This window comes from Methylotenera sp. (genome assembly GCF_013141425.1).
Lineage (GTDB): Bacteria > Pseudomonadota > Gammaproteobacteria > Burkholderiales > Methylophilaceae > Methylotenera.
Genome location: NZ_JABFRA010000013.1, coordinates 1 through 4608 on the forward strand (window position 1 = coordinate 1; position 4608 = coordinate 4608).

Annotated in this window: 4 protein-coding genes; 2 read left to right on the forward strand and 2 right to left on the reverse strand. The window is 43.0% G+C overall.

Features of this window, described 5'->3' with window-relative positions; genetic code table 11:
• The coding region (locus HOO90_RS01175; protein ID WP_292838622.1) for a helix-turn-helix transcriptional regulator at window positions 1–245 on the forward strand (245 nt) is incomplete at its 5' end.
• Between the two features lie 436 nt (window positions 246–681).
• Here the strand turns inward: HOO90_RS01175 and HOO90_RS01185 are convergent.
• Both HOO90_RS01185 and HOO90_RS01190 read right to left on the reverse strand, forming a co-directional pair.
• Window positions 682–1104: a type II toxin-antitoxin system VapC family toxin gene (locus HOO90_RS01185; RefSeq protein ID WP_292838623.1), complete on the reverse strand. Its 423-nt coding sequence runs from the start codon at window positions 1102–1104 to the stop codon at window positions 682–684.
• Complete coding sequence (locus HOO90_RS01190) at window positions 1101–1340, reverse strand: Arc family DNA-binding protein (protein ID WP_292838625.1); 240 nt, start codon at window positions 1338–1340, stop codon at window positions 1101–1103. Before HOO90_RS01190 ends, HOO90_RS01185 begins: the two co-directional genes overlap by 4 nt.
• Before the next feature lie 332 nt (window positions 1341–1672).
• Between HOO90_RS01190 and HOO90_RS01195 the strand changes: the two genes are divergently transcribed.
• A partial coding sequence (locus tag HOO90_RS01195; RefSeq protein ID WP_292838627.1) for a TonB-dependent receptor occupies window positions 1673–4608 on the forward strand: 2936 nt, incomplete at its 3' end.

A 4608-nucleotide genomic window follows, 5' to 3' on the forward strand; every position in this document is an offset into this window, starting at 1 on the left:
CAAAAAAAATCACCTCACAAAATTTAGAAGCTGAAGACTCTATTTTGAACAATCTAAGCCAGCGAGAATTTGAAGTCTTTCAAATGCTGGCTAAAGGACTCACCCTAGAAGAAATAGCAAAATTAATAAATCTTGACTACAAAACCATAGCTAATACACAAACAAGGCTCCGGCAAAAGCTTAATGTAGAAAATGGCTCACAACTTATTTTAGCTGCAATTAAACTCGATATTTTAAAAGTTTAACCCTCAAGCTGGCCTAAATATTCTCAAGTATTAATTGCTGATGGTGGCCTATTCTTACCAGGTAATGCGCTATTAGCAGGTTATGCGGGCACAATTCCATCGTACACACTGTTTAATGCTTCAATCAACTTCAAACCAGTAAACTCAAAAGCAACGTACTTCTTAAGCGGCCATAACTTGACCGACAAAGAGTATCTAGCTAGCCGAGTAGATGGGATGTTTGCCGGTCGAAGCCGTCAAGTATTTGGTGGTGTACGCCTCGACTTTTAGTGGCAATTAAAAGGGTGTGTAGAGAGCTAGCCTTAAAATAGCTCTCTTTCTCACAGCGAGCCTATTTTGTTCCCCTAGGAAGGATTTTATAGGCTCGCTTTTTTGTTTTATTAAGCAATGCACGTTTTAAATTGAAATTCGCAGAATTATAATTAGTGCGTATTTGTCATTCTAACTGCCAAGGATTAATCACCGTTAAACCTGCCGCTATAAAGGGCTTGGTGTCTCTAGTGGCAATAGCAAGCCCGTTTGTTATGGCTATTGCTGCAATATAGCCATCTGCGGGCGCAATTATTTGACCAACTGCACGCGCTTTAGATCGCAATGTTGCATAAGCTTGAGATGCACCAATATCAAATGACAAAATACGACCTTCAAACAAGGGTAACACGCGTTTTTCAAGGCTAGAATAAAGCACATCTTTACGCTTACCTTCTGGTAGCACAGCAATACCGAAACGCAGTTCTGCAAGACCAATCGTTGATAAATACAAGGTCTCAACGTTCTGTGCGTTAATCCAATCCACTATTTTTTGATCAGCCGAAGCTTTTAATGGCTCAGAAATCACATTCGTATCAAGCAGTATCATTCAAAACTCAGTGGTTCTATGGCTGTTTTGTCTCGATCAATCTCAATTTCAACAAACTCCACTTCGCGACCGATCTCCGCTAGTAATGAACCAAGTTTGATTCTATCTTTAGGTCTAACCGCATTTTCTAAAATAAAGCGTATTTCCGCTTCTGTACTGCGATGGTGTTCAGCCGCGCGCGCTTTTAGCGCACGATGCGTCTCTTCAGGTAAGTTTCTAACAGTAACCACGGACATTTGACTTCTCCAGTTTAATAAAGCATACGTTATGCTATCACTATTAAGTTTTTGATGTCAAAATTTCCAAGAATGTATTGCAATGACCCATCCGTTACAAAATAATAGTGCGAATATCTTCAAACCACACCATTGCCCTGCATCCCTTTACAGCTCTTGCTTTCCAGCCTTTCAGGAAAATATCCCACTCTCACAAGAGAATTATTTCCAAAATAGTCGGGATTATCTCTGATGCGCAAATTAGAAATTTGCCCTACATTTAAGCGCTGGTGGCGGCGTCTGAAATGTAGAGCGAATCGTCAACCGTCTTGTAAGCCAATGGGGAAATGGGTATGCATAAAAATAATAATCGTTTTGCCCGGAATTGCCAACGTCATCGACAATTAATGCATTTTCATACTTTGACGCCACGACTAAAAACGTTAAGGTTGATTATCTCGGCCTTGTTTGCTCCGTCATTGTTCATGCAGTCCTTGTATGCACACGAAACGATAGATAACACGAATGCGACGGCAAACACAGCAACAAAGGTAGAAACGAGGGAGGAAACAACGGCGGCCACCAGTCAACTGGTCACCCTACCATCTGTAGCAAGCCAATACGGTGTGAGTCGCAAGACCTTACTTGCCGCAGAAGCCACTGACGCTAACCCGCAAGGTGTCAGCGATGCCGCCAAAGCCAATGCTAAAACTCTGAGCAAAGACAAAGGCAGCAATAACCTACCGATTGATGTGAAGTTGAATGAAATTAAAGTACGCGCTAAACGCTTTCATGAAATTGGCCCTCTACCAGGTTTAGGTTTAACCAAAGATGAAATCCCTGGCAACGTACAAAGCATCACAGCTAAAGAGATTAAAGAATCGCATTCGTTAAGCATTACCGATTTGATGAATAAAAAGCTGCAATCAGTGACGGTGAACGATTACCAAGGTAATCCTTTTATGATGGATGTGCAATACCGTGGTTTTACCGCAGGGCCACAAATAGGCACACCGCAAGGTTTGAGTGTGTTCTTTGATGGTATTCGTGTGAATGAACCGTTTGGTGATGTGGTGAATTGGGATTTGATTCCCATGAATGCCTTAGCGGGTGTGGATGTGTTTCCTGGTTCTAACCCCATCTTTGGCTTAGGCACATTGGGCGGTGCGTTTACGGTGAAGACCAAAGATGGTTTTAATAACGATGGCGTCGATGCAGAAATCCTCGCAGGCTCTTATGGGCGTAAACAGTTACAAGTGTCTGGGGGTACCAACAATGGCACCTTTGCTTTGTTTGGTGCGGGCAACTTCTTTTTAGAAGATGGTTGGCGCGATAACTCGCCCAGTAAAGTGAATCAGTTCTTTGGTAAGGCCAGTTATCGCGGTGAGAAGCTCGACCTGAACTTGAGTACCTTATTGGTGGGGACGGATTTGGTGGGCAATGGTTTGTTGCCGAGTGAGATGTACAAACAAGACCCCAGCAGCGTATTCAGTTCACCCGATACCACGAAAAACAAGCTCATTCAGTTTCAGCTAAGTGGGGCGTTTCAGGTGAATGATAACTTCAATATTACTGGGCAGGTGTATAACCGTAATAGCAAACGGCATAGTGTCGGGTCAGATGTTTATACAGAGTTTAGCGATGGAGAATATATTGTAGCTCCAAAAAATATTGCTTCTGGAGACCAGCTCACCTGCTTACATAATAGTCATAACAAATATGGTATTCCAGATTATTACTTGGTTGAGGAACCCAGCAATATTGGAGATATCGCCGCAGCGGTAGCTGCTGGCGACACTAGCGACCCACTTTATGACATATATCTGAATAACAACCAAGTGAAATTCCTAGTGGACTATAGCTATAACTATGACTTTGTTACACCAGTTGACACCAGCCTTATTGAAGACACTTTTAATAAAGATCTGCCCATATATTATGCTAATTTTGTTCATCAAGAATTTAATTTTTGGAAAAACTCAGGTGCTAGTTTAACAATTCCAGAAGACCAACAAGCTTTAGTTAGACCAATTACATCCCCTAATCTCCCCGATGGATCAGCTACTGAGTTTTCTTATATTGGAGGAAGTAAGGGACCAACTTTAAATGACCCAGCAGGGCCGGTATCGGTTAGCAATTCTTCATTAGACTATTTTTATACTCCAAATGGCGATGGAACATTTAACAAACATATTATATTAACAATACGGGCACGTAATCTTGAAAAATGCGGTGAAGCAATAAGCCGTATTGATGCTAATGGTCATCCAGTTTATGGTACTCCTAACAATAATGCTCCTGGTTACGGGACATACGACCCTGTTACGGGCCTACTCAAAGTAGTAGACGGTGCATTTGATACGTATGGTGGCGGCACAGTGATTGAAGGCGTGCCCACTGCTGTGATTACCGAGAATACTATAGACCAGCTGGTGAAAGGGAGTGCCGTACAATTCAACTGGAATTTAGACCACCATAAATTCATGGTTGGCGCTTCAATAGATTCTGCCAGCGCCGATTACAACACTACGCAACGTTTAGGTTTTTTGGATGCCAAGCGCAATGCCTATTTTGACCCACAACAAGCCTTAGATGCCTATATTGCTGCCAACGAGGGCGGTGAGATACGCAATAACGATTTTGATGGCACCTCGCTTACCAAAAGTATTTACGCTAGCGAAACATGGAGCCCTATTGAAACTCTACATGTGACAGGTGCACTCCGCTACAACCAAACTAAAGTTAAAAACACCTTAGCAGTGCGTGAAAGTGCATCACTTTACGACACGCCCTTACATGCCTACCCAGCTTACCCAGATACCATTGGTATCTGCCCCAATGGCAATTGCAACGGCGTACCAACTGGCTACCACAAATTAAACCTCACTAGTCTTCTAAACAAACCAGCCACAGAAAAGTACTCTTATTATTCACTTAACCCTTCACTCGGTGCGACTTGGCAAGCATCACCACAGTTGAATATTTTTGGTAATGTAGCGCAAGGAACGCGTACACCGAGTGTAGTTGAACTAGGTTGTGCGCTAGGGCGCAGGAAAAACCCAGATGGTTCAGAGAGCGTATATGGCCCTGGCCGCACTTGTTCGCTGCCTAGCGCACTCTCAGGTGACCCATACCTACCACAAATTAAAGCCACTACTTATGATATTGGCCTGCGCGGTACGATGAATAAAGCATGGGGGCTAGACAATGTCGAATGGAATCTTGGTGCTTACCGCACCGATTTGCGTGATGATATCTATTTAGTTAGTCTTGGACCTGGTCGAGACTT

What these genes read in the sequence shown, in the direction of transcription:
- HOO90_RS01185 (WP_292838623.1), bottom strand. Translation starts at nt 1,104, where the DNA reads ATGATACTGCTTGATACGAATGTGATTTCTGAGCCATTAAAAGCTTCG.
- HOO90_RS01190 (WP_292838625.1), bottom strand. Translation starts at nt 1,340, where the DNA reads ATGTCCGTGGTTACTGTTAGAAACTTACCTGAAGAGACGCATCGTGCG.